The sequence below is a fragment of the Aquiflexum gelatinilyticum genome, assembly GCF_024741135.1.
Lineage (GTDB): Bacteria > Bacteroidota > Bacteroidia > Cytophagales > Cyclobacteriaceae > Cognataquiflexum > Cognataquiflexum gelatinilyticum.
Map to the genome: position 1 here is coordinate 88874 of NZ_JANSUY010000025.1, position 23770 is coordinate 112643.

Annotated in this window: 20 protein-coding genes; 10 read left to right on the forward strand and 10 right to left on the reverse strand. The window is 40.5% G+C overall.

Translation table 11 applies throughout. The annotated features are described in order from the left end of the window. Positions 1–6 precede the first annotated feature (6 nt). On the reverse strand, positions 7–2022 hold the full coding sequence (locus NU887_RS19695) for a monovalent cation:proton antiporter family protein (RefSeq protein ID WP_258425105.1): 2016 nt from the start codon (positions 2020–2022) through the stop codon (positions 7–9). A gap of 158 nt (positions 2023–2180) precedes the next feature. Continuing rightward, positions 2181–2660: an Mpo1 family 2-hydroxy fatty acid dioxygenase gene (locus NU887_RS19700; protein WP_258425106.1), complete on the reverse strand. Its 480-nt coding sequence runs from the start codon at positions 2658–2660 to the stop codon at positions 2181–2183. 90 nt (positions 2661–2750) lie between these two features. On the opposite strand from NU887_RS19700, the gene NU887_RS19705 reads away from it, so the two are divergent. Genes NU887_RS19705 through NU887_RS19715 form a run of 3 tightly spaced genes read left to right on the forward strand, consistent with a single transcriptional unit; the run spans position 2751 to position 6012 of the window. Beyond that, on the forward strand, positions 2751–3878 hold the full coding sequence (locus NU887_RS19705) for an NAD(P)/FAD-dependent oxidoreductase (RefSeq protein ID WP_258425107.1): 1128 nt from the start codon (positions 2751–2753) through the stop codon (positions 3876–3878). Between the two features lie 50 nt (positions 3879–3928). Further along, positions 3929–5410, forward strand: a complete 1482-nt coding sequence (gene nhaC / locus NU887_RS19710; RefSeq protein WP_258425108.1) for a Na+/H+ antiporter NhaC — start codon at positions 3929–3931, stop codon at positions 5408–5410. Continuing rightward, positions 5407–6012: a 3'-5' exonuclease gene (locus tag NU887_RS19715; RefSeq protein WP_258425109.1), complete on the forward strand. Its 606-nt coding sequence runs from the start codon at positions 5407–5409 to the stop codon at positions 6010–6012. The genes nhaC and NU887_RS19715 overlap by 4 nt, the downstream gene beginning before the upstream one ends. On the opposite strand, the gene NU887_RS19720 is transcribed toward NU887_RS19715, so the two are convergent. Beyond that, the gene (locus tag NU887_RS19720) at positions 5999–6604 is read right to left on the reverse strand and encodes an IMPACT family protein (protein WP_258425110.1); all 606 of its coding nucleotides are present in this window, start codon (positions 6602–6604) and stop codon (positions 5999–6001) included. The genes NU887_RS19715 and NU887_RS19720 overlap by 14 nt on opposite strands. 134 nt (positions 6605–6738) lie before the next feature. Between NU887_RS19720 and NU887_RS19725 the strand changes: the two genes are divergently transcribed. Together NU887_RS19725 and NU887_RS19730 are read left to right on the forward strand one after the other, a co-directional pair. After that, on the forward strand, positions 6739–7179 hold the full coding sequence (locus NU887_RS19725; RefSeq protein WP_258425111.1) for a sugar 3,4-ketoisomerase: 441 nt from the start codon (positions 6739–6741) through the stop codon (positions 7177–7179). A 94-nt stretch (positions 7180–7273) separates the two neighbouring features. Then, a complete protein-coding gene (locus NU887_RS19730) occupies positions 7274–8239 on the forward strand; it encodes a glycosyltransferase (RefSeq protein ID WP_258425112.1) in 966 nt (321 codons plus the stop codon). Here NU887_RS19730 and NU887_RS19735 read toward each other — a convergent pair. Genes NU887_RS19735 through NU887_RS19755 form a run of 5 tightly spaced genes read right to left on the reverse strand, consistent with a single transcriptional unit; the run spans position 8226 to position 15310 of the window. Next, positions 8226–9488 (reverse strand): M16 family metallopeptidase, encoded by a 1263-nt coding sequence (locus NU887_RS19735; protein WP_275982438.1) that lies wholly within the window; start codon positions 9486–9488, stop codon positions 8226–8228. The two genes, NU887_RS19730 and NU887_RS19735, sit on opposite strands and share 14 nt — an antisense overlap. A gap of 2 nt (positions 9489–9490) precedes the next feature. Then, on the reverse strand, positions 9491–10705 hold the full coding sequence (gene porV / locus NU887_RS19740; RefSeq protein ID WP_258425113.1) for a type IX secretion system outer membrane channel protein PorV: 1215 nt from the start codon (positions 10703–10705) through the stop codon (positions 9491–9493). Beyond that, positions 10702–13971 (reverse strand): type IX secretion system sortase PorU, encoded by a 3270-nt coding sequence (porU, locus tag NU887_RS19745; protein WP_258425114.1) that lies wholly within the window; start codon positions 13969–13971, stop codon positions 10702–10704. The genes porV and porU overlap by 4 nt, the downstream gene beginning before the upstream one ends. After that, a complete protein-coding gene (gene pssA, locus NU887_RS19750; protein ID WP_258425115.1) occupies positions 13964–14656 on the reverse strand; it encodes a CDP-diacylglycerol--serine O-phosphatidyltransferase in 693 nt (230 codons plus the stop codon). The genes porU and pssA overlap by 8 nt, the downstream gene beginning before the upstream one ends. After that, entirely contained in the window at positions 14657–15310 is a 654-nt protein-coding gene (locus NU887_RS19755) for an MBL fold metallo-hydrolase (protein ID WP_258425116.1), read from the reverse strand. Positions 15311–15365: 55 nt separating this feature from the next. Here NU887_RS19755 and NU887_RS19760 point away from each other — a divergent pair, with 55 nt between their 5' ends. From NU887_RS19760 to NU887_RS19780, 5 genes are all read left to right on the forward strand, one after another. Further along, entirely contained in the window at positions 15366–16427 is a 1062-nt protein-coding gene (locus NU887_RS19760; RefSeq protein ID WP_258425117.1) for an NAD(P)/FAD-dependent oxidoreductase, read from the forward strand. 31 nt (positions 16428–16458) lie between these two features. Continuing rightward, on the forward strand, positions 16459–19842 hold the full coding sequence (locus tag NU887_RS19765; RefSeq protein WP_258425118.1) for a biopolymer transporter Tol: 3384 nt from the start codon (positions 16459–16461) through the stop codon (positions 19840–19842). Positions 19843–19858: 16 nt separating this feature from the next. Continuing rightward, the gene (locus NU887_RS19770) at positions 19859–20737 is read left to right on the forward strand and encodes a YicC/YloC family endoribonuclease (protein WP_258425119.1); all 879 of its coding nucleotides are present in this window, start codon (positions 19859–19861) and stop codon (positions 20735–20737) included. A 369-nt stretch (positions 20738–21106) separates the two neighbouring features. Next, on the forward strand, positions 21107–22042 hold the full coding sequence (locus NU887_RS19775) for an RHS repeat-associated core domain-containing protein (RefSeq protein ID WP_258425120.1): 936 nt from the start codon (positions 21107–21109) through the stop codon (positions 22040–22042). Continuing rightward, a complete protein-coding gene (locus NU887_RS19780) occupies positions 22043–22408 on the forward strand; it encodes a hypothetical protein (RefSeq protein ID WP_258425121.1) in 366 nt (121 codons plus the stop codon). Between the two features lie 354 nt (positions 22409–22762). Here NU887_RS19780 and NU887_RS19785 read toward each other — a convergent pair whose 3' ends face one another. Then, positions 22763–23098, reverse strand: a complete 336-nt coding sequence (locus NU887_RS19785; protein ID WP_258425122.1) for a type II toxin-antitoxin system RelE family toxin — start codon at positions 23096–23098, stop codon at positions 22763–22765. Next, positions 23088–23297 carry a hypothetical protein gene (locus NU887_RS19790; RefSeq protein WP_258425123.1) on the reverse strand — a complete coding sequence of 70 codons (210 nt, stop codon included), beginning with the start codon at positions 23295–23297 and terminating at the stop codon, positions 23088–23090. Before NU887_RS19790 ends, NU887_RS19785 begins: the two co-directional genes overlap by 11 nt. Between the last annotated feature and the right edge of the window lie 473 nt (positions 23298–23770).

A 23770-nucleotide genomic window follows, 5' to 3' on the forward strand; every position in this document is an offset into this window, starting at 1 on the left:
GCATTTTCAATCTATTTCCACCTCTTTTTCAAAGGCAAGCAATGATTCGGATTTACCCACCACATAAACGAGGTCCCCAAGTTTGATTTTCATATCTCCTGAGATTTCGGAATAGGTTTTTTCACCCCTTTTGATAGCCACGATATTGACACCTATCTCCTCCCTTAATTTCACTTCTTTGAGAGGTTTGTTAATAAATCTGCCGGAATCTTTTTCCACCTTAAATCCCACCATATTGATTGGGGGAAGTTCGACCTTAAGTTTGCTTGCTTTTTGGTCTGCGGGTTTTCTGAACATCTCATAATTGAAAGACCTGACTTCCTCTGTAAAATGCTCGATTTCATGTCGGGAGACCAAGTATTTCCCCAACACTCTGGTGAATATTTCTATTGAGGTTTCAAATTCCTCCGGAATCACTTCATCCGCCCCGAGTTTGTGGTTTTCTTCCATCTCGTTGACATACCTTGTCCTTACGATGATGTAAGGGTTGGTGGTCATGTACCTGATATTTGAAATGATCCTTTTGGTTGCAGCGGCATTGGATATGGCAATGACAGCCACCCGTGCTTTGTGAATTTTGACATGCTCAAGGACCGATTCGTTTGAGGCATCTCCAAAAATAATGGGCTCTCCGTTGGCAGCTTCCTTTCTTACCGTTACCGGATTCATTTCGATGATCACATAAGGGATATTTGCCGATCTTGCGGCTTTTGCAAGGTTGTGGCCATTCAGCCCAAAACCAATAATGACAAGGTGGTCCTTAAGATCTGTTTCAAGTGTGATGTTTTTTGGGATATCCTCATTGCCAAATTTTTCATTGAGTTTGCTAGGCAAAGATTTGTTGAGGATACTCAGCGAAAGCGACTCTCTTTTGTTCAAAAAAAATGGTGTGATCGCCATAGTCAAAATTGAAATAGCAAGAAAGAACTGATAGGTTGTTGGGTCCATTAGTTCATATTTCATGCCTTCTTTGGCTAGCAACAATGAAAATTCACCGATCTGAAATATTGAAAAACCTACAATAAATGCTTCCTTGAAACCTTGACCGATGGTTCTGACAGAAAATGCAACAATGATGAATTTGACCAAAAAAGTCAATACGGTCAAGCCCAGAATCAGCAGGATATTGGAAAACAGGAATCCAATGTCAAAAAGCATTCCCACTGACACAAAGAAAAAACTCAAAAACACTTCTCTAAATGGGAGGATTTTGCCGGTAGCATGGTGGCTGTAATCAGATTCACTGATGATCAATCCGGCCAAAAATGCCCCCAATCCCAAAGACAGTCCCAACAGTGAAGTTAGATAAGCCACAGCAAAGCAGATGACAATGATGCTAAGAAGGAAGAGTTCTTCATTTCTTGTTTTTGCGATACGGAACAGGAGCGAAGGGATAAGGTATTTGGCGCTTAAGAAAGTCAGGATTATCACTGCAATGCCTTTGCCTGCCATCAGAAGCAGTGAAAGGGCAATATTTTCTGTTTCCCCTGCCAACATGGGTATAAACAGCATCAATGGAACGATCACCACATCCTGGAAAATCAAAATTGCCAAGGTTGTTCTTCCTGAAATGGTATTGACCTGACCGCCTTCCTGTAGTAGCTTGAGAACGATCGCAGTGGAACTGAGCGAAAACAGGAAACCAAGAAATACAGACACGTTCCAATCAAAGCCCAAAAAATGAGCAATAAAAGTTGTGGCTAAAATTGTGGTAAATACCTGAAGTGATCCCCCGATAAAAACAGCCTTCTTGATTGATAAAAGACTTTTTAAAGAGAATTCCATACCGATCACAAACAATAGAAGGATTACCCCAATCTCTGATAGCGCCTCAACCGTAGTGGAAGCAGTGACCAAAGATAAGCCGTACGGACCTGCCAATGCCCCTGTAAATAAGAAGCCGATGATGGTGGGGATTTTTAATCTCATGAAGAGCAAAATCACCAAAGTGGCCAAGCCAAAAATCCATACAATGTCAGATAGCATGGGAAGTTCAACTGCTGCAAAAATAAAATGAAGCATGTTTTTAAGCTTTGATGGATTTTACTGTTTCACAAAATACAACTTAAAACCTTAGAAAATTCCCGAAAGAAATTTATAAGGCCGAAAGAAAATGATAAAAAGCAGGGATTTGGTTTGGAATGACTATTTCACCATCCTGAGAATGAGTGCTTCACCCATCAATAGGCGAGCCCAAGTTTTTTGTAAATGAAATGCATCAGCCAAGCGGGCCCGATCATCAAAAACTGAACATCTTTGAAGAAAGAAGGTTTTTTTCCTTCGATTTTATGTCCATAAAACTGGAATATCCAAGCCAAAATAAAGATGGCGATGCTGACTGCCCAAAGGGGAACAGGAGAAACCAAATTGATTAAATTAGCGACAGCGAGGCACAATGCAGAGAAGAAAAACATTCCCAAAGCTAAAGGAGGAGACAAGGAGACATAATAAAACAAAACGACAATCAAAGCTAGGGTGGCCCAATTTGCAAAATCTCCCAAAAATGGCAACAATGATTCAACTGAACCGGAAGGAATGCTATAAATCAAACCCACAATACTGAAAAATATAGCAGGGACACAGATCCAATGTATGGCTTTATTGGTCTCATTTTGATGGCTTTGACCATATTCCAATAAAAGTTCATCAATTTTTCTCATGGTTATTTGGATGGGGATTTAGTGGAATTTTTTGGATTCTGAGCTTTAAATTAATAAATAGCCTTAAATATTTTACCCGATTTTAAAATAATGTTGAGCTATTGGGAAAAGAAACATTTTGTGGACCATGATCTGATCGTCATCGGTGGAGGAATAGTGGGATTGTCTACCTCCATTCAATACAAAATCAGATTTCCGCATGCAAAAGTTATGATTTTGGAAAGAGGGATTTTTCCCAGCGGTGCAAGTTCCAAAAATGCAGGATTTGCCTGCTTTGGGAGTTTGACAGAAATCTTGGATGACCTCAATCACATGTCTGAACCCGAAGTCCTACAATTAGTAAGCAAAAGATATCGTGGACTGCTTTCCATCAGAGATTTTTTTGGGGATGAAAACCTCGGTTACCTTCCTTCTTTTGGTTTGGAGTTACTAACCGAAAATGAAATCAAAGCTTTGGAATCCCTTGATACAATCAACCAATTATTGGCGCCGATTTTCCATGAATTGGTTTTTGAACAGATAGAGGATGTCAAGCCGTTTGGTTTTTCTGCCAAAGTGAAGGCTGTTATCAAAAATAAATTTGAGGGTGAATTGGATTCAGGCAAATTTTTGAACTCACTTTGGAAAAAATGTCTTGAGCTGGATATCAAAATTTTGACAGGTTCAAAGGTTTCTAGAATCGACTTGGATGGCAAAATGGTTTTCGTCCAAAACCCAACAGATAAGGAAGATATCTGCTTCCATGCAGCAAAAATAGCGGTTTGCACCAATGCATTTACCAATCTCCTATTACCCGGATTGGATATCCAACCCGGTAGGGGTTTGGTGATGGTCACCAAACCGATTTCCAAACCTATCCCACTTTCAGGAACATTTCACTATGACAAAGGGTATGTTTATTTCAGGAAAGTGGAAGATAGAATTCTTCTCGGTGGCGGTAGGAACATTGATTTTGAGGGAGAAAGAACTGTTTTAATGGAATCAAATCCCAAAATCAGGGAATATTTGATCCATATTCTTAACAACATTATCCTGCCGGAAAACGATACGGAAATAGATTTTGAATGGACAGGGATTATGGCTTTTGGGAAAAATAAAAAGCCGATAGTAGAAATAGTAAGACCAAATGTGGGAATAGCAGTCAGGTTAGGGGGAATGGGGGTTGCAATTGGATGGCAGGCCGCTGAAGAATTGGTAAACCTCCTAGCGGAAGTGTAATTTTCCAAAAAATTCTTAATTTCAGTTTTTTAAAATTTCAATAAACATTAATGATAACAAAACACAAAGAGCCCACCATCCTTGAAGCACTGTTTCCTATCGCCTTCTTAATTGTTTTGTTGGTAATCAATATCTGGATTTTTGGAACGGACGCATTGTCGGGATCCAATCAGATGGTACTCATATTTTCTGCTGCCGTTGCGGCGTTGATGGCAGTCTATTGGCTAAAATTCAAATGGGAAATTTTGCAGGATGGGATTGTAAAAAGCATTTCCTCCGCGATGTCAAGTATCCTGATCTTATTGTTGATCGGGGCATTGGCCGGTACATGGATGTTGAGCGGAATTGTGCCTGCGATGATTTATTATGGACTTCAGATTCTAAATCCCACCATATTTTTGATTGCCGCCTGTATGGTCTGCGCGATAGTTTCCATTGCGACAGGAAGTAGCTGGACTACTGTGGCTACGGTGGGGGTAGCATTATTGGGAATAGGTAAAGCGTTGGGTTTTGAGGAAGGGATTATCGGAGGGGCAATTATTTCAGGAGCCTATTTTGGAGATAAGATGTCACCGCTTTCTGATACGACCAACCTTGCACCGGCAATGGCAGGAACGGACTTGTTTACCCATATCAGGCATATGACCAAGACCACAGTGCCTTCCATGTCCATTACCTTGATTATTTTTGGAGTGATAGGTGTTTTTTCGGGAGCGCAGGGTTCTGTAGATCAGGTAAAAGATATTTCTGCGGTTATTTTGGATCAATTCAATATTTCGGGATGGCTTTTCATCGTTCCTGTTGTAGTGATTGTCATGATCGTAAAGAAAGTTTCGGCTGTTCCGGCACTCTTGGTCGGTGCAGTGCTCGGAGGAGTTTTTGCCATTATTTTCCAGCCACAGGTGATACACCTGATTGCGGGAGATACCGGTTTTGGGTATGCTTACCAATCATTCAAATCGGTGATGATGGCTTTGTATGGAAGTATCAGCATAGTCACTTCCAATGAGATCGTCAATGAGTTGTTGGTCACTAGAGGAATGTCAGGAATGCTCAACACCATTTGGCTGATCATTTGTGCGATGGCTTTTGGGGGGATTATGGAAGAAAGCGGCATGCTCAAAGTATTGGCAGAGGCAGTGATCAGGAAAGTTCATTCCATCGGTTCGCTGATTGCTTCCACAGCAGCGACATGCGTGTTTTTCAATGTAACCACTTCAGACCAATACCTTGCGATTTTGGTTCCGGGAAGGATGTATGCCAATGTTTATAGAAAGCGGGGCTTAAAACCCGAGAATCTTAGTAGAACTTTAGAGGACAGTGCCACTGTTACCTCTGTGTTAATCCCTTGGAATACATGCGGTGCTACACAGGCTTCAGTGCTTGGTGTTGCGACATTGGCTTATGCTCCGTATTGTTTTTTCAATATCATCAGCCCGATTATGACAGTATTATTCGGATACTTCAAATTGGGTATAAATTATTACAGTGAAGAAGAAATGAAGGAGATAAGAAAGGAGTTTGCGGTATGATACCAATGAAAATTTCGAAATTGGAAATCAATGACTTGCCTCTCGGACAATTTGAGGGGGATATTGTATTGGTGGACAAAAAAGAACAAGTCAAAGAGATAATCGATGAAATCAGCAGACACGAACTCATTGGATTTGATACCGAAACCAGACCTTCCTTTACCAAAGGAACTCAATATCAGGTGGCCTTGCTACAGTTAGCTACAGATGATATTGCCTTTTTGGTCCGATTAAATCAAATTGGGATGCCAGGTGAACTGAAGGAACTGTTGGAAACAAAGCATATCGTCAAAGTAGGTGCTGCTGTCCATGATGACCTTAAGGCATTAAAAAAACTGAGAGCTGGTTTTATTCCTGAAAATTTCTTTGACCTCAATGAAGAGCTCAAAAAAGTTGGATTTCAAAATGTCGGGGTAAGAAACCTCGCAGCCATGGTATTGAATGTCAGGATTTCAAAATCTGAGCAGGTATCCAATTGGGAAGCCCAAACTTTGACGGAAAAGCAATTGCTCTATGCTGCCACGGATGCATGGGCCTGTCGGGAAATTTATAAAAAGCTGCATTATCAGGGATATTTGGAGACTTTTTTTAACTCTCAATGATTTTCACCCCTTCCAATTCCAAAGCTTTTGCAAGAACCATCTCCAAGATTCCGTCGGGGACCAATAATTTTATTTCGCAGGAATTGTCGAATTTTTGACCTGAAATTTCAAGTTCATGGTCTTTGACCAATTTCATCACCTGATTCATTTCCGGATAGTTGAAGTGTAGGTTCAGTTCTTGACTATCTTCTGTTTCTATGATTTGGTTGTTGGCAATTGCTTCAGCCGCTGCGGTTTTGTAGGCATTGATCAATCCCCCTACACCAAGTTTTGTACCCCCAAAATACCTGATCACGACAATCAAAACATTGGTCAAAGAGTGGGATCTGATTTGACCTAAGATCGGATCACCCGCAGAGTGGTTGGGTTCTCCGTCATCATTGGCACGGAATACATCTTTGTTCTTGCCAAGCATATAGGCATAGCAGTGGTGCCTTGCATCAAAATATTTTTTGCGTAAACCATCCAGGATTTCCTTTATCTCCTGTTCACTTTTGACCGAATAGGCAAACGCCAAAAACTTGCTACCTTTTTCTTTGAATAGGCCTTCTGAAACCGCGGAAAGCGTGAGGTAGGAGGCTTTGTTTTTCAAGATGATTTCAGATAAATGTTGGGAAAGGGAAATTAGGTTTTTTTAAAAAGACATGGAGGGAGACCAAAGCTTTTCGACAAATTAACCTACAAATAAAAAACTATTCAAGTATAAGTGATAATTTAGCAATGTGTATGAGGTTATTGTCAAAACCGGAACTGATATTCCTGGAGCCAAATGGGAATGAAAGCGGTCAACTTCACTTTGTAGAAGAGCCGACAAAAATCCCTTTTCCTATCAAGAGACTGTTTTGGCTTAATAAGATTGCTCAAGGAGCCAAAAGGGGCATACATGCACATCGGGAAGAATCACAGGTTCTTGTCTGTTTGTCGGGGAAGGTGTCTGCCTTACTTGAAGTGCTTTCGGGGGAAAAGTTTTTGTTTGAATTGGATTCCCCTTCCAAAGCCTTACTAATACCTCCGATGGTTTGGACAGAATTTACCTTTGACAAAGATTCTGTACTGTTGGGGATTTCTGATAGACAGTACTCGGAAGGAGATTATATCAGAGAAAGGGCTGAATTTGAGGTTTTTCAGAAAAAATTCAGAAGCAAATCCGAAACCTTTCCCGTTTGACCAAAGTATCTCAAAGGGAATAAGTTTTTTTTAGCATTAATTGCAAGATTCTGAGTAAACAAAGTATCGTAACCATTGCAAATACAAAATAGCCATGGAACCAACACCTTTAGTCACAATTATCCTTACTGCTTTCAATCAAAGTCCATTCATCGAACAAACTTTGGAAAGCATTAAAAATCAGGGATATCCTAACCTGGAAGTTTTTATTATTGACAATGGAAGTACGGACAATACCAAGCAGCGCATCACTGGATGGTTAGAAAAAAACAGCCCTGATTTTAATGCTTTCACTTTTTTCAGACAGGAGACGATGCCTTATTGCAAATCTTTCAATCAGGTTTTTTTGAAAAGTAAGGGAAAATTCCTCATAGACTTATCAGGAGATGATGTGCTGTTGCCTGGACATATTTCTAGCTCAGTTTCAAAACTCCAACAGTCTATCGGTGCTGCTGTTTGTTTTTCGGATGTGTTGATGGTTTATTCCAATGGAAAGGAAAAAACATTTTACAAAAGAACCCCCGATGGACATCTCAACCAAAAAGTGAAGATCGGAGATGTTTATAGCAGTCTTGTGCAAAGAAATATTATTTCTTCTGTTTCATTGGTTTTTGATGCTTCCATATTTACAAAAGTAGGAGGATATGATGAAAGCCTGGCTTATGAAGATTTTGACATTATGGTCAGGTTGGCGAGGAATTACCAGTTTGTTTTTTCAAACCATATCGGAGTCAAAAAAAGAATCCATTCCAAATCCTTTGCCGCGGGGCAGTATCAGCCAAAAAAATCGAAAATGCTGCCATCAACACTGAAGGTCTGTCAAAAGATAAAGACAATGAACAGAAGACCAAAAGAGGACAAAGCATTGATCAAAAGAGTACTCTTTGAAGCAAAACACGCACTATGGTCTGCGAATTTTGAGTCTGCAAGGGGTTTTGTTTCCCTTGCAAAAGCACTTGGTGCGAAGGGATTGAAAATGTCTCTTTATGATTCTTGGGCAAGCATGAAAATGGATATCTCAGGGTTATACCTACTTTTTAAGAAAATTAACCCACGATAATCTCCACCATTTTTTCTCTTTCCAGATATTTCTGGGCCACTTCCATAATGTCCCTAGGTTTGGCGGTCAGGATATAGTTAAGATGTTGCTTGTAGAACCCAAAATCCAATCCTGCCTGATGAATAGATTTATACCTTCCAATGAGTTCAAATCCGGAACTGAATTGGGACAATAACTTGCCCACCAAATAATTTCTGACCACTTCAAGTTCTTGTAGGGATATTGGCTCGTATTTGAGTTTGTCTATTTCTTTATATACTTCCTCGATGACAGCTTCATCGTGTTCTTTGATCACATCTGCCATCACTACCCAATAATCAGAATTTTTCAGTCCACCAATGCTGCTGTATATACCGTAGGTGTGGCCCTTGTCCTCCCTGATGTTTTTAATCAACCTGCTTCCGAAGTATCCTCCCAAAATGGTATTCATCAGATTCAGTTTAAAATAATCGGGATGGTTTTTTGGAATCAAATGACAACCAATCCTGATACTGCTTTGGACGGATTTTGCTTTTGATTCTATGACTCTAGGGTGGATTTGATTTTGAAATCCGGATACGGGATTGTCAAAAAAAGATACTGGGATATTCCCGATTTCTTTGATAATATCTTCCAGTTGGGAATCATCAAGATTTCCTGTCAGAAAAATCTCAGAATTGGTCCAAAGGTCTTTTTGATAGAAATCCACCAAATCCTCCCGGTCAATCACATATACATCATTTTCTTCTGTAATCTTACCAAAAGGATGGTTTTGTCCAAAAAGTGTTTTTCTGAATAATTGTGATGCCCTGTGGCTGTTTTTGTCTCGGTTGATATGGATACTCAGTGCTTTCTGTTTTTTCCTTTTAGCCAGTTCCTTTTCAGGAAATGTAGCTTCAGTCAGTAATTCCCGAAAGACCGGCAATACGGTACTGAAATGTTTTTTGGTGGTCAATAAGGAAAGCCCATGGTTTTCAAATCCTGATTCTGTCTCCACCTCGGATGCGTAGGTATCAAAAAAATCATCCAACTCTGCAGCATCTTTTGAATTGATTCCTTCTGTGACCATCTCCAAGGCGAAGTAAGGTGCCAACAACTTATTGTTTGTGGATTCATTGATAGAGGAACTAATCTCTAATTTGACCGCATCAATTTCAGTGGTAGGTATAAAATACAAATGGACTCCGTTTGGAAGAGTCCTTTGTATTGGTGTAGGAAATTCTATTGATGTTGGTATTTTAAAATCAGGTGCTTTGGATCTATCCAGCATTATTATTTTCCGGCAATATTATAGGAAAGAGACAACCTCAAAGTTTCTGCAAGGGGATGGTTTTGTACCTGTGGTACCAAGTAGGAAAAATCAAATCCAAGCTTGTTGTAATCAATTCCAAAACCCATTGTAAAATACCTTCTTCCACCCTTGTTTGGGTTTTCATAGAAATAACCCGTTCTTAATGCAAAAACATTATTATAAATATATTCAACACCAAAAGAAATCATGACTTCCTGCAATTCTTCACTGAATCCTCCCGGAGCATCAAAAAAGGAAGTAAACATTCCATTAATCAATGGTCTGTTTGGATCCCTACCACTTTCAATAATAAAATCTCCATTGTCGTCAGTTACCAATACACCGTTTTCATCTCTCAATAAAATCGGAGGACTTGGTACCATCAGCTTATTGAAATCTAGGGTGAAAGTCAATGAATTATATTCATTGAGATTCATTAGATAAGCGGTTCCTATCCTGAAATTTGTTGGGATAAAATCCAGATCATCTGCACTGTTGTAGGTGATTTTTGGACCAATATTGTTGATTGCAACACCCCAAGAAAACTCTCCTGTTTTATTTCCGGACAAAACTTCAGTGTTGTAATAAAGACCTACGTCTGTTCCAATGGTTACACCTGGTCTGCTTTCTGCACCTCCGGCCGAAGATATATTCCCTGAAAGGTTAGAATGGATAAATCTAGCTGAAATACCCAAACCCAATTTCTCTGATAATTTCCTAGAGTAGGTTCCACCCACAGCGATATCTCTTGGGGTAAATTCTCCAAGTTCATTTCCTCTTCCATCAGTCAACTGGATGTCACCCATGTTAAAATACCTCAAGTCAAAACCCCAAGCGGATTTATCATCTATTTTTCTGTAGAAAGTCAGGTAACTCAAGGACATGTCATTGACCAGCCTGCCCAACCAAGGGGAATAAGAAAGAGATACACCCATATCATTGTCGATAAAGGATAATTTACCGGCATTCCAATGCGCGGAAAAAGCATCAGGGCTTGTGGCCACACCGGCATCTCCCATAGCAGAATGTCTGCTGTCAGGCGCAAAATTCAAAAAAGGAACTGCGGTGGTAATTACTCGCCGGGTCGGATCTTGGCCGGATACAATTGGGCCGTTTTGACCTGATACATGAAATGTAAATAGGAATATCCCTGAAAAAATCGATAGGGTGACAAGGGTTTTCATCTGTATTTTCATTGAATGATAATTTTTCCGCTCTTTGTTTCAGATGAATTGTCTTTTTCTGAAATGAGCATTAGGGTGTAAATATAAGTTCCTTTTACGGGATATTTGGTTGTTGAACGGAAAAAATTCCATTCGATTCCATCCAGTAAAAAATCAGCTTCTACATAACGGCGCTGCATTGAAAATATTTCACTGCCGTAAATAGAATAAATTTTTAATTCAAGGTTGATTGTCTCATTAGGCCTATTGTGCGCAATTCTAAATTTGCTGCTTTCTGTGGTCGGATTTGGGTAAGTACCGTGCTCTAAGATCTTTAATTGTAAAGATCCCTTGATTTCTATTTCTTGGGTCATTTTCGAACTATTTCCGACATTATCCCATGCGGATACGGTAATTGTGTTTTTACCTTCTTTTAAATCAGCTAACAATGTGTTGATTTCTCCTAGTTCAAATCCATTATTTTTGGCTTTGAAAAATTGATTGAGGATTATGGGACTTTGATCATTGATAGTCAACTCGATGTCATGGCCATTGGCTTGGGAAGAAATATTGATTCCACTTTCATCCTCCAACAATATTGTCAGAGGAAGGTTTGAAAAAGGAAATGATCCGCTAGCATCTGATTGGTTTTGTCCAAAACGAAGTGCAATATCAGGTCCAAGTTTGTCATTTGAGGTGTAGGATGCCGTGCCGCCGATTGGGATTTGGATGGCACCGATTGCTTCATCTCCCTGATTTAGACTCGCAAATAACCGGATTTTTGCAGTCCCAATATTACTGTCAATATTTTTGGGGATAAAAACATCCGAGATAAACTCACCGTCTTTGACTTCGCCCTTTCCTCTGAACAAAACATTGATTTCTTCTAAAAATTCAGTAGGTGGACTTTCGTCCCCTAGAGAGGTGATGGTTTGGGCTTTGTCCGTAATTTGGATATCATAAGTTCCGCTACTTGTAGGAAGCATGGCTCCGGTAATAGGGTCGATTATTTTTCCTTTGATCTGAATTCGTTGTAAAGCCCGTAAAGTATCGGTCTCGGTTTCCAGTACGACATCCCAAACAGGGTCTGTCTGTGTGGTCAGTTCCGGAATGGCCAACTTCAGCGATGGATCCCCAAGCAAAGAAAAATTCCGGTTAAAAGGTCCGTTTAAGCTGTTGTTTTTGGTAAGTCTAAAAATCTCTCCCAAGTCGCGGGTTTCACCGTTGTCTTTTTCAAAAACTGATTCCACAAAAGCGGTATTCAACGCAAAATTGACTGAACTGAATACCGGTCTGCCTGTGGTGAGCAGGCCTATTGCTCCCTTTTTTTCGGCAAACAAAAACTCTTCAGCACCTGACCTGATAAAAGGACTGTCATGTCTTCCAAATTCGCAGGTAGCCGTCACAATCAATGGAAGAAGTGGGTTTTCAGGCCAGTCATATAGATCCGAAACTGTAAAGACCCTTTCCGCAGAAAGGACAGTTTCATTGCCATGCCCGATGTAATTAAGTATCAAAACCCCCTCTTCAATTGTGGACTTTAGGGCTGCTTTGGCTAAAGGAGAACTTTGGGCTGACCCTGATCTCTGCTGCTCAAACCTATCCAAATAAAGCTTTTTGATTAGGTATTCGGGATGGTTTTTGGACAAATACCCGTAATGAACCTCGGCGTCCCTGAGGTGAATATTGTTGTCAGCATCATCAGCAAAAAAAGCCAGATTCCTTTTCCACTCACCACGGTTATTCTCCCCATTTTCATAGGCGATTATTTTATTGACCATTTCTCCTGCTTCGCTGACGGAAATTGCAGGAATCCTTCCTACGCCGATTTGCAATTGCTCATCTCCGGCATTTGATTCGTCCCACTGACCTTGTCCCCAATCAACAAATCCAAAGAAATCATCTGAACTGTAAGTAGTCAGAGGATTCAGGCTATTCCGCGAGCTATAGGTCGGCACTAAATTTGGTCGGCCACCCTGTTTCGATTTGTAATCATAGGTTCCTTTACCAAAAAACAAGACATTCTTTAATCCTCCGGAATAATGAAAATGAAATGCGATCAGGTTTCTGATGGCTGTCACATCCCGATTGCCATATCCAAAGCTGTCATAAATATCCTCCAATACAACTACTGAACTCTGGATTCCTTTTTGGTTTTTGTGGGAGGAAAGCCGCTGCGCTTGGGAAAGAAGTGATTTATGGGTGATGATCAACAATTGGGGATCTGAGTCGTCTGTTCTCAAACTTGTATTGGCCAATTCGAAATCTGTGATTGCCTTTACGCCATTTGGCTCAAATGCTACAACCATTTCACCTTTTCCAAGGAAAATACGGTCGGATTCTTCGGTGATCTCATAAGTATTTTTGATTTTCCACGTGGTTTTTGCTGTAGAAAATGAAAAAGAATTATCCCCATCAAGATTATAAAATAATCCCGATCCGATTTTATCTGATGGATAAGGTGTGGCCAAAAGTGCATAGTCCAAATAGCCGGTACCATTGGGATTTGGACTTTGGTAATTTACACGAAAATCCATCTTCGATTCAGTGGATTCCGGAATTTCAAACTCCTCTGATTTTTCCCTGCCTTTGATTCCATATGTGGTATTTGGGATTGGCAAGATGGTGCTTTGTCCGATATTTTGTCCTCCTGCAAAAACCCGGAATACATTATCAGCCAATGACTGTGACATCAGTCCCAGTTTTATTTTAGAAGGGCCACTTTGGCCACTAGGAAGCTCAAAAGAAAATGTCAAGGATTGCCCTATAAACAAAGGTTGGGAATACCAAGCCCTGCCTGAATTCAACAAGTTTGTTTCCTCCCATTTTTTGCTTTGGATCAAAAATAAGTTCCCAACAGCTATAGGACCTGCAGGTGGATTATTGCCTTCAAGAATCTCATTTCCTTTGATTTTATTTCCCACCATATAAAAAAGTGTATCTGAATATAAGTGAGGTTGAAAATTTACTCCGTCTTCGTTTACAATGATTTGATCCGGGCCATAGGCAAAGAAAAAAACATCATTTCCGATGATTTTGGAAGGGATTTCCCGTAAGGTAAGTTGCAGGCTATCGAGTTTTTGAGGCAACATTCCTGGGTTTCCAAATATTGAAACCCCTTCGATATTATCAAAACCCAAATCTTTTAGCTGTCCTTCACTTACCTTATATACTCCAGGCTCCAGGATTGGAAATTTAAAGTACAAGTCTTGGGTCTGGGCTATAGATCCAAAGAAAACGAACAGCTGAATGAATATAATTCCGGCTGAAAAAAGGATTTTAATTTGCTTGTCAAGCATTCCGGGTGATTAATGCCTCTGTAATTGAGAGCGCAATATACAAAATAATTGCAAAAGGAATACCTGCTATCCCAAAGAGGATGAGCGAGATAAGGGCTGAAGCCACCACCAAATACCTGAAGATGTTTTTGGAAAATGAGAAATCTTTGAATTTCAAAGCAACCAAGGGAAGCTCAGCAATCAACAAATACGACATGATAAGTCCAATGGCAACAAGGACTGTTGGGTTGGACAATAGATTACCGAAAAAGGGAGATTTTTCTGAAAGAAAAGGAAGGGTACTGATGAATAAGGCATTTGCCGGCGTAGGAACACCAATGAATCTTTCAGATTGTCGGAGGTCTATGTTGAATTTGGCCAATCTCAGGGCAGAAAATATACCGATCAAAAAGGCTGTATATGGCAGATAGGCATTGTCCGATTTGGATTCGATCAAGGAAAACAAGATAAAGGCAGGGAGAACTCCAAAAGTCACCATATCAGCCAAGGAGTCAAGCTGCTTTCCAATCTCACTGCTAACCTTTAAGATTCTGGCCACAAACCCATCCAAAAAATCAAATAAAGCTGCCAAGAAAATCAAATAAGCACCATAATCAAGTTGGCCCTCAAGTACAAAAAGAATACCTGCCATGCCGGAGGCAAGATTTAGGGAAGTAAGCGCGTTAGGAATATGTTGCTTGATCATTTAGAATCTGGCCCGTTTGCCAACAAATGGATTGTTTTCTTTCTCTTCGCCTATGGTAGTTTCCGGCCCATGACCGGGGTATACGGTAGTTTCTTCCGGCAGGTTGAACAACTCCCGTCTGATCGAAGACAAAAGTGTCTGATGGTCACCGCCGGGAAGGTCAGTCCTTCCTATACTTCCCTGAAACAAGGTGTCTCCTGCAATGCATATGCCTGAAGGTTTATGGTAAAATACCAAATGTCCCGGAGCATGACCGGGGACGAAGAGGATGTCCAAAGATTGATTTCCGATGGTCAGTTTTTGTTTTTCATCTATGAAGTCATCCGGTTCAGCTTCTTCATATCCCGCAAAACCGTAATTAGGAGCGTAGACTTTAACCGATTTGAGAACCGGAATTTCATTTCGGTGAATACAAAGCGGAACTTTATAGGTGTTTTTGACAAATGCATTTCCCAAAACATGGTCTATATGACAATGCGTATTGACCAATTTGGCGACCTTAAGACCTTCAATTTGGATGAAGTTGCTCAGGATTTCTTTTTCTTTTTTCTCAAAACATCCCGGATCAAAAATTATCGCCTCTTTCGTCTCATCAAAAAGAATGTAGGTGTTTTCGTAAAAGGGATTGAAAGTGAATGTTTTGATCTGCAGCATGGGAAATCTTTTTATAATCACCTCAAAATAACGAATAAAGAAACTAATTTTGACCATGGAAGTTGATTTTTTACTTATCGGTCAGGGATTGGCAGGTACGGTATTGTCACATAGATTATTGCAGCTTGGCAAAAAAGTGGCAGTCATTGACCTGCCTTCTGCCAATCAAAGCAGTCGCATTGCTGCGGGTCTGTACAATCCGATCACAGGGAAGAAGATGGTGAAAACCTGGAATGCAGATTTGCTTTTTCCGGAGATTGAACCGCTTTATTCTGAACTGGAGGAGCTTCTCGGGACCACATTTCTTTACCGAAAAAACATTTACCGTCCTTTTTTGAATATAGAGGAGCAAAATGAATGGATGGGAAAAACAGGCGAACCAGGATTCGAACCTTATTTTGAAAAGATATTCTCCAAAGAAGTTTATCCCGAAGCTGTCAATCCATTTGGAGGAATCCTTTTGAAAAACTCAGGGTATCTAGACATCAATACACTCCTGAGTGCTTATTCGGCATTTTTAAAGAATAATAACCTCCTATTGGAGGAAAAATTTGAGGAGGATTTTCTTGAAGTCCTGGAAGGTGGATTTAATTATCAAGGACTTTACGCAAAGGGAATTGTTTATTGCAACGGACTAGGTGCAATGAAAAGCCGGTATTTTTCTTTTTTGCCTTTTGCTCCCGTAAAGGGTGAAATTCTTGATTTGGTTCAAGATTTTTATCCGGAGGAAATCATAAACCGTGGGGTTTTCCGAATTTCTCTGCCCAATGGAAACCAAAGAGTAGGCTCTACCTACACTTGGCATGACTTGGATCAGGGCCCCACCGAAAATGCCAAAAATGAATTGTTGGAAAAACTGGAAAAACTTGTACCTGCACCGGTTCATTCCATCCAAAACCATCGCTATGGGATCCGGCCTGCCACAAAAGATCGAAAACCATTTTTAGGTGAACATCCTGCTGTTTCGGGCGTTTATATTTTCAATGGTTTTGGTGCGAAAGGCGTATCTTTGATTCCCTTTTACAGCAAAATGATGGTTGAAATGCTTTTAAATGGTGACCAACCTGAAAAAGAAGTAAACATTGACAGGATTAAAAAACATAATTCAAATTTTTAAGTATATTTAAAACCCAAGTGAATCAGGTTAGATGAAAAATAAGATCGTATTCTTAGTCTTATCAATCTTCTTTTTGCAGCTCCCATTGCTGTCTTTAGCACAGTTCAATGGGGATAAATTCGGTAAAAACCGAATCCAACACAAAAATATTGAATGGTATTACTACAGCTCCAACAACTTCGAAGTTTATTATTATGACGGGGGGATGAACAATGCCAAAATGGCCATTGATTACCTTGAGAGTGAATTCGAACGACTTACCCAATTGATAGGCTATGTGGCCTACACGAAACCGAAAATTTTCATTTACAATTCTCCTGAGGAAATCCTCCAAAGCAACGTCGACCTGAATAAAGATGAATTTACCATCGACGGACAGACCTTTTTCAGCAAACTGATCGGAGAAGTGGCTTTTCCGGGAACTTGGGAAAGTTTCAAACGGGAATTGATCTACACTACTTCCAAAGTGATTATTGAAGAAATGCTTTATGGGTCTACCATTGCGGATGCATTTCAATCTAACCTGATCAACAGCTTTCCGGAATGGTACATAGACGGAGTAGCCATGTATCTCGCCCATGGATGGAGTATGGAAATGGACGACTTTGTCAGGCACTATTTCAAAGAAGAAAAAAATACCAAACTCCATAAGTTAAAAAGTAGGGAGGCTGGACTTGTCGGACAGTCTATTTGGAATTTTATTGTTGAGAAATATGGAAGGCGTTACATATCTAGTATCCTTAACCTTTCAAGGATCAACCGAAATGAAGAAAACAGTATTGCCAATACGATCGGACTTAACTACAGAGTATTTCAGGATCAGTGGAAGCAGTTTTATGTCGGTACCAACCAGCAGGTTTTCAATACTTTCAAAGATATCAATACTGTCAACGAAATAGCTGAGACTTCAGAATCCTACCTTGGCATCATCAATGACATCAAATTTAGTCCGGACGCCAAGCATCTTGCTTATGTAATCAACAGTGGAGGCAAATACAAAGTGCAGGTAAGGAATCTCGCCGACGGTAGGGAAATGACCGTTTTTTCCGGTGGGGCTGTTTCTGTGGATCAGCCAATAAACCTCACAGTTCCGGTTATCGCCTGGAAAGACACTCTTAATTTAGCCATTGCCACTTTCAAAAGAGGAACGACGACTCTAAGGTCAAGGGCCATTGACGGTTCAAGTCAAGACAAGATATTTTTAAGGAATATTACACAGGTTCTTAGCTTGGATTTCAATTCCACAGGAAAGAATATGGTACTTTCCTCCATCGCCAATGGAAAAACAGATGTTTATTCTCTCAATGTCAGGGGAGTAGGAAAAAGAATCACAAATGATGTTTTTGACAACATCACCCCAATGTTTTTGAATGATTCCACCATTATCTATTCTTCCAACTTTGTGCAACTCCCTGATTCGGCGCTAACAAAAACACCGGATGTCAAAATCCTTCCTGATTACTTCAACCTGTTTCAAGTTGATCTTTGGGATTCCTTGAAAATCACCAAACTTACCAACCTCAACAACAAAAATATCAAGCCCCGTGTCCTTAACGGAAACAATATTCTTTTCCTAAGTGACCAGAGCGGGATCAATAACATGATGCGACTGACGGTGTCAAATGGAATTTCAAGTCAGATGACTGCTTTCAATAAGAGTCTCGAAGCATTTGATTATTCTTCCAAAATAAATAAGGTTGCTTATTCCTATAGGGATGGAAACCAAAGCAGGTTGGTCATTGAAAGCTATTCCAACGTCGACCAGTTTACGCCAAGTACGCCAAGAATCCAGCTTTCTCAGGCCAAGACCCTCTCCGAGAGGATTTCATCAAGGAGATCAGAAATCGACGGGGCAGGTAAGAAGCCGACAGTAGAACTTACCCGTCGTGCCGAGCAACCCACAGTGAAGAGGGATACAGTTTTGAATGTCAGGTTGGAAGACTTGATGCTCACCACACCTCCTGTCAACGATCCAAAACCGCAGCAAGCAGCCAAGGATTCTGTCCCTGCGCCTAAGAGTCTCACAGGAAGTATCAACACAGACAGACTGAGATTTGAAAGAAAAGGTGGAATAGATACAGAGAATTATGCTTTTGACACGGTTCCCAAACCTGCCTCAGCACAGCAGTCACCAACTCTTGGACAATCCTCTGGAAGAGGTAACATGTTGGAAAATTTCAGGAGGCAAAGTCTTCAGAAGAGAATTACTGGTCCTGCCAGGATGACACCCCAATTCATCACTTCCAATCTGAGTACAGATTGGGTAGTCGATCCATTACGGGGATTTGGATTGGCCTTATCGGGTAGGATGACTGACATTCTCGATAACCATAATTTCAAAGGAGGCATCATGTTTCCTTTGGATTTCAGGTCCGGAAGCGACGTATTCTTCGAATACGAATACCTAAAACAGCGGATTGATTTTTCACTGAGGTATGATAGGAGGTCAATTCAGATTGAGGAGTTTGACCGGATTGTATTCCAAAAATATGTTTTGAATAAAATAGAGTTTGGATTTTCCTACCCATTCAATGTTCACTCAAGGGTGACGGCAGCGCCTTTGATTGCCAAAACCCAATACTTCAACCTCAATTCCGACTCCATCATCCGTGGCCAGGACCCTGACCAAAACAGGTTTGATGTTACTTATGCAGGCGGAAGGTTTGAATTTGTCTATGATAAAACACAGCAGTTGGGATTATATACCCAAAGAGGAGCCAAAGCAAAGATGGGAGTTGTTCATTATCAGGGATTGAACAATGCTTCCAGGTCTTTCTCCAATTTCTATCTTGATTTCAGGAATTACCAAGTCATTCATAAAAACCTCATTTTGGCAACAAGATTGTTTGGGGGCTCCTTTTTTGGAAAAAATCCACAAAATTATCTTGTCGGTGGAATGGACAATTGGCTCTTCAACGAGTTTTACCAGCCGCCGTCCAATAGACCTGAGCAATCTCCCGTCAGAAATCCTGGGGGAGTGGAAAATTCAAATATCCTCTTTGCGGATTTTGTAGACCTCAGGGGTTACTTGTTTGATGAAATTAGAGGCCGAAATGTCGTTACATTTACTACAGAATTGAGGATTCCTTTGTTTTCATACCTGTCAAGGGGAAATATCACTTCTAATTTTGTAAAGAACTTCCAGATGGTTGCTTTCTATGATGTAGGATCGGCATGGAATGATGCTGCACCTTGGGAAAGGGTCAATGACCAAAATACGGAGATCATCACCACACCGGGTTCGCCCTTTGTCATTACGCTGAACAACTTTAACAATCCTTGGCTCCAAAGCTATGGTGCGGGCCTCAGGACCGTCCTGCTCAATTATTACTTTAAGTTTGATGTAGCTAGACCCATCAGAAATTACCAAACCGATGAGTTGAAATTTTACGTTACCTTGGGCTACAATTTCTAATCACAAGAAAAATTTTATGATAAAGTCAATGACAGGCTATGGTTTGGCCGGTTTTGAAGATGACAGTTATGTAGTCAGTGTCGAGGTAAAAACCCTCAATTCAAAATTTTTGGACCTTTCGATCCGGTCCCCAAAGCAATTTTCGGACAAGGAACTAGAAATCCGAAACTTGGTAAGTGCGGTTCTTGAAAGAGGTAAGGTGAATCTAAACCTTGATTTTTCTTACAAATCTGCAGCCGAAATGCCGGTTGCGGTAAATGAGGATTTGTTTTTAGCCTATTATAAAACCTATCAAAATCTTGCTGAAAAGACTCAGACGAGTTCCCCAGACTTATTCAAATTGGCCTTACAATCCCCTCAGGTGCTCAATTCCAATGTGGAAAAGAAAACGGACACAGATGAATGGGAAATTGTAAAGAAGACTATTGAAAAAGCCCTGAGGCATTGCGATGCTTTCAGAAAAGATGAAGGCAATACCTTAGAAAGTAAATTTTTGGAAAACCTAGCTGTCATCAGGGAAGGTTTGGATACAGTCAAAACCCAAGATCCGGAGAGAAAAAGCAGGATCAGGGAAAGAATCAAGGGTAATTTCAGGGATTGGATGGAGGAGAATAGCTTTGACCACAACAGGCTGGAACAGGAACTGATTTATTATTTTGAGAAAATTGATATCACCGAAGAAATCGTCAGGTTGGAATCTCATCTCGATTATTTTGAAAAGAACCTTAGAGCAGGAGACAGTCAAGGCAAAAAGCTGGGATTCATCAGTCAGGAATTAGGAAGGGAGATCAACACCATCGGATCCAAAGCCAATGATGCCATGATCCAAAGAAGTGTGGTGGTGATGAAAGATGAGCTTGAAAAAATAAAAGAGCAGAGTCTGAATATATTGTAAAAGAGTGCCAAACTTCCTTACTAAGTGAAGAATTGTTAAGGCGCTAGGTGTAGATTTCCTGCCATGCATTCTGCCTGCTCGCAAAATAGCCTTATCAAAGCGATTATTTACGCACACCCTTACCTTTTTATTTTTTGAATTTGTCGTTCAATTGATCTTGAACTATCTTTCGTTTGAGCGTTTGGTTGGAGCTATGCCCTGTATGATGCTGACAGCAACCTTTATGAAAAAGAGGACTGAGCGTTAATAAATGATCCCTTTGGGTCATTTTAGCGAAGGGCCGGGCTGTAGGGTGGGATCCTTAGCAAAAAAGCCCGAAACGAGCATGAAGAACTGAAAACCCGTATCTTCGTACCACAGGATGGGTTTATGAGGACCTTTCTTGTGAATGAAACATCAGAAAACGTCTGGTTTGATCAGTTCAGGATAGAGACTACCACTCCGGTCATCCTCCAGGAGACGCACTATGATCCTTGGGGCGTAGAGCTGCAGGGACTGGGATATCAGCAGGCAGGGATCAAGGCGAATAAGTACTTGTATAACGGCAAGGAATTCAATGACCACCTTGGTATCAATCTCTCCGACTATGGGGCGAGGATGTACGATGCGAGTATAGGAAGGTGGTTTGTGGTGGATGCATTAGCAGATGAACCCGAGCAGGTAGATAAGTCACCCTATGCATACGCATGGAATAATCCAATAAACATTACTGATCCCGATGGTAATTGTCCATGGTGTTTAGGCGGGATTATCGGAGCAGCAGTAGAATATGGAAGTCAAGTAGGTGCAAATATTTATGAAAGTGGCTTTTCAGCAGATGCATTTACTAAAAACATAGACATCGTAGATATAGGTGTAGCTGCATTGGAGGGTGCAGCCACTGGAGGGTTTAGTGCAGTTAGAAGGACGGCAGCAAAAGCCACACTAACTGTAAGTGCAGAAATAGTTAAAAATGCTGTGGATGTTAAAACAGATGGAGAAGGAGGTGTCAGTAAAAAGGTAAACTCGGTAGAAAAAACTGCAATCGATACAGTTATCGGTCTAACACTGAATGCTGCCGGTGGATCTGGTATATTAAAGAATGGGGAAATTTTAAAAGAAACAACCGCGGCTGAAGCTGTTAAAGCGGCTCGACAATCTGGCCAAGTTGTTACAAGAGAGGGAAGACAGGCTCTTGAAACGCAGGCTAATGCAACACTGGCTAATGTTAGAGCAGTAAATAGTCAAACTCAAACAGCAGTCGCTCGGACTGCAACTGGAGGCGTTTCCGAGAGATTAAAAGATACTCATAACCGACAGTATTAGATGAAATTGATCGAAAAGATAAAAAAGCTAAAGTTAGCTCGGCTGGCTTTCCTTTTATTAATTGTCTACTTTTTAAAGGGTGCTTTTTTAAGCTTTTATAATAATTCCAAATTGGGCAGGTATGGAGTTCCGGGTTATGCTATAATTTCACCTGAAAAGTATGTTGGTGCAAGGAGACATGGGCCAGGCAAATATTATTTCACATTTGAACTCAATGGCACTTCGTATCGTGGAGTTGCAGAAAAGGAGGCAGATGTATTTGTTGGAGATACTATAAAAATCTTTTATTTGCCAGATGATCCAAGCGTGAATTGTAGTTATCAATATGCAAAAGGAATTTTTTTTCAGCAATTGATTGAAGATTAGCGGAGCCTCGGCTACCAGCAGGGTGGGCTGAGGGTGAATAAGTGGCTGTATAATGAGGACCGAGCGTTAAAAAATGATCCCTTTGGATCATTTTTGCGAGGGGCCAGGTTGCAGGGCTGGATTCAACGACCACCTCGGCCCTTCTGGGCGTAGAAAAGCATGTCTCTAGGTGTAGTTTGTAACTACACCTTTTTATTTAGTAGGATTTGCAATTCATTCTATCAAGAATTACCTTTTTTTGGGTGTTTGGTTGAATCCAATTGCATCCCGACAATTGTAGTGGAGGGAAGGATAAAAGTAAAGGACCAGGTGTTTGGAAATGATCCCAGAATTTCGAAGCGTTTTATTTATTTTTTATACATCCAGTTCCAAGCTATCAATCATATCTTTGAGTTCATTTGGTTTTAGGTCGGATTTTTCACCTTTGTCATAAATGGTAAGCAGATAAACCGTTTCGGTATCAATGTATAGATAAGTGATAACCCTTGCCCCTCCGCTTTTACCTTTACCTTTGCTACCGATGGACAAACGAATTTTATAGCAGTTGTTACCAATGGAAGTGCCGGCTTCGGGATTAGCAGTAATTTTTGCAATCAGTTCAGCAAACTCATTTTTGAGTGACGGAAACTTTTTAGCCAATCGTTTGAGTTCCTTCTCAAAGCGATGGGTAGGAAAAATACTATAACTCATTGAGTAAATCTTGAGCCGTTTTTAGTTTTAGTTTACCTTGTTTGTGTAGGCGTACTTCGTAAGCAGCTTCATTTAAATCTTCCCACAAATCCACCGTAGCCTCACTCATAGGCTTTGCTTTTTTTACAAAAGAAAGGCTTTTTAAAACTTTCATTGCGAAAGATGCTTCATTATCAGGTATATCTATTAATACTTTCATGGTCTTTGGTATTCAAACGGTTATACTTATTGCATTGTTAAAAGCTCATTTTACGGGAACCTTAATACTGTAAAGTTACGAAAAAGCCAAAATAGTCAATATTTAAAAATCTAGTGTAAAAATAAAAGTAACTGTTAAGTTTCTTAAAGTTGGGAGTGGTTGATTATTTCCATCTTAAGAAAGAAATTCAAAATGAATTGACTTTTCCACCTTCCCTGTTTTTGGCGGAAACTCCATTCCTTACTTTACCTTTTTGCTGCCAAAAACCAATGACATCACATTTTCATTACCCCGAGCGGTGGTGCCTAGGGATCGGTGAGTAATAAAAATCTGAGAAGCACCTTGCCCGGGGCTAATAATATTTCGCTCCACCGCGGCGGACTGTTGGTCTAAGTTGGAAACTTATACTTCAAAAAGATTCTCTAATTGAACACCTGTGGGGAGGAGGTCGGCGGACCGGGCCGGCGGTGGGA

Coding starts and splice junctions, on each gene's coding strand:
- NU887_RS19755 (WP_258425116.1), bottom strand. CDS start 15,310: ATGCTGCAGATCAAAACATTCACTTTCAATCCCTTTTACGAAAACACC.
- porV (WP_258425113.1), bottom strand. CDS start 10,705: ATGAAAATACAGATGAAAACCCTTGTCACCCTATCGATTTTTTCAGGG.
- NU887_RS19730 (WP_258425112.1), top strand. CDS start 7,274: ATGGAACCAACACCTTTAGTCACAATTATCCTTACTGCTTTCAATCAA.
- NU887_RS19695 (WP_258425105.1), bottom strand. CDS start 2,022: ATGCTTCATTTTATTTTTGCAGCAGTTGAACTTCCCATGCTATCTGAC.
- NU887_RS19765 (WP_258425118.1), top strand. CDS start 16,459: ATGAAAAATAAGATCGTATTCTTAGTCTTATCAATCTTCTTTTTGCAG.
- NU887_RS19705 (WP_258425107.1), top strand. CDS start 2,751: ATGTTGAGCTATTGGGAAAAGAAACATTTTGTGGACCATGATCTGATC.
- NU887_RS19775 (WP_258425120.1), top strand. CDS start 21,107: ATGAGGACCTTTCTTGTGAATGAAACATCAGAAAACGTCTGGTTTGAT.
- nhaC (WP_258425108.1), top strand. CDS start 3,929: ATGATAACAAAACACAAAGAGCCCACCATCCTTGAAGCACTGTTTCCT.
- NU887_RS19780 (WP_258425121.1), top strand. CDS start 22,043: ATGAAATTGATCGAAAAGATAAAAAAGCTAAAGTTAGCTCGGCTGGCT.
- porU (WP_258425114.1), bottom strand. CDS start 13,971: ATGCTTGACAAGCAAATTAAAATCCTTTTTTCAGCCGGAATTATATTC.
- NU887_RS19715 (WP_258425109.1), top strand. CDS start 5,407: ATGATACCAATGAAAATTTCGAAATTGGAAATCAATGACTTGCCTCTC.
- NU887_RS19735 (WP_275982438.1), bottom strand. CDS start 9,488: ATGCTGGATAGATCCAAAGCACCTGATTTTAAAATACCAACATCAATA.
- NU887_RS19770 (WP_258425119.1), top strand. CDS start 19,859: ATGATAAAGTCAATGACAGGCTATGGTTTGGCCGGTTTTGAAGATGAC.
- NU887_RS19790 (WP_258425123.1), bottom strand. CDS start 23,297: ATGAAAGTATTAATAGATATACCTGATAATGAAGCATCTTTCGCAATG.
- pssA (WP_258425115.1), bottom strand. CDS start 14,656: ATGATCAAGCAACATATTCCTAACGCGCTTACTTCCCTAAATCTTGCC.
- NU887_RS19785 (WP_258425122.1), bottom strand. CDS start 23,098: ATGAGTTATAGTATTTTTCCTACCCATCGCTTTGAGAAGGAACTCAAA.
- NU887_RS19760 (WP_258425117.1), top strand. CDS start 15,366: ATGGAAGTTGATTTTTTACTTATCGGTCAGGGATTGGCAGGTACGGTA.
- NU887_RS19725 (WP_258425111.1), top strand. CDS start 6,739: ATGAGGTTATTGTCAAAACCGGAACTGATATTCCTGGAGCCAAATGGG.
- NU887_RS19700 (WP_258425106.1), bottom strand. CDS start 2,660: ATGAGAAAAATTGATGAACTTTTATTGGAATATGGTCAAAGCCATCAA.